The sequence below is a fragment of the Photorhabdus tasmaniensis genome (assembly GCF_011189505.1).
GTDB lineage: Bacteria > Pseudomonadota > Gammaproteobacteria > Enterobacterales > Enterobacteriaceae > Photorhabdus > Photorhabdus tasmaniensis.
The window spans coordinates 1-916 of sequence record NZ_PUJU01000171.1; the positions used below are offsets into that span (position 1 = coordinate 1).

Sequence of the window (916 nt, forward strand, 5' to 3'; positions counted from 1 at the left end):
GTATCGCCTGGATATGCCGGGTGTCCGCGCCGTTCTCCAGCATCTGAGTTGCCATTGAGTGGCGGAACAGATGGCAGGCCCCCGGTTTAGCCAGCTGCGCCTGTTTACGGATGCTGTCAGCGGCTATTTGGGTTAACGTGCCTCTGGCCAGCCCTCCGCCTTTTTTGGTGATAAACAGGTGACCGCTGTCACCCCGCCGCGTTAACTGGGGCCGGACACTGAGCCAGCGACTTAACCAGTGCAACGCCTGCTCGCCGATGGGCACCACCCGGTCCTTACGGCCTTTTCCCTGTCTGACCAGCACCACGCCGCGCCCGAAGTCCACTTCGCTTAACAGCAGGTTCGCCACTTCCATCCGCCGGATACCGGTACTCCACAACACTTCAAGGATAGCCCGGTTTCTCAGGCCCGTGAGGGTGTCGATATTGGCGGCGGCTAAGACCGTGTGGGTTTCGTCTTCATTCATCACCTGGGCTGGCAGCCGTTTTTCTTCCTTTGGCAACACCAGACTGTCCGCCGGGTTATACAGGATATGGTGACGTTTCAGCAGCCAGCGGAACCACTGACGTAAGACACTCAGGCGGTCCCGCTGACTGCCCGGGCTGTAGGGCTGTCCGTCGGCTTTACGGGCGCTTCTCAGCCAGCGCTGGTAACTTTCCAGCAACAGCAGGCTGACCTGCGGCGCGTTCATGACCCCGCGGGCTTCACACCAGGTGATGAACGGCAACAGCCGCTCTTCATAGGACTCCTGTGTCCGTTCACTTAACCCCTGTCCCTGCACGGCTTCCCGCCAGGCGGCCAGATGCTGGCGTAAGGTGGCGAAGCGGGCCGGGATGGCGTCGGGTTGACTGTGGGCTTCCGTTACTGAGGGGCGTTTTTTTCTGTCTGGCGAGGCGAGCGTTGTTGCCGGGCTGGT

General features: G+C 61.0%; 1 protein-coding gene. It reads right to left on the bottom strand.

All coding sequences use genetic code 11. From position 1 onward, the window contains the following. The coding region (xerC, locus tag C5471_RS23370; protein WP_422630944.1) for a site-specific tyrosine recombinase XerC at positions 1 to 835 on the bottom strand (835 nt) is incomplete at its 3' end. Positions 836 to 916 lie beyond the last annotated feature (81 nt).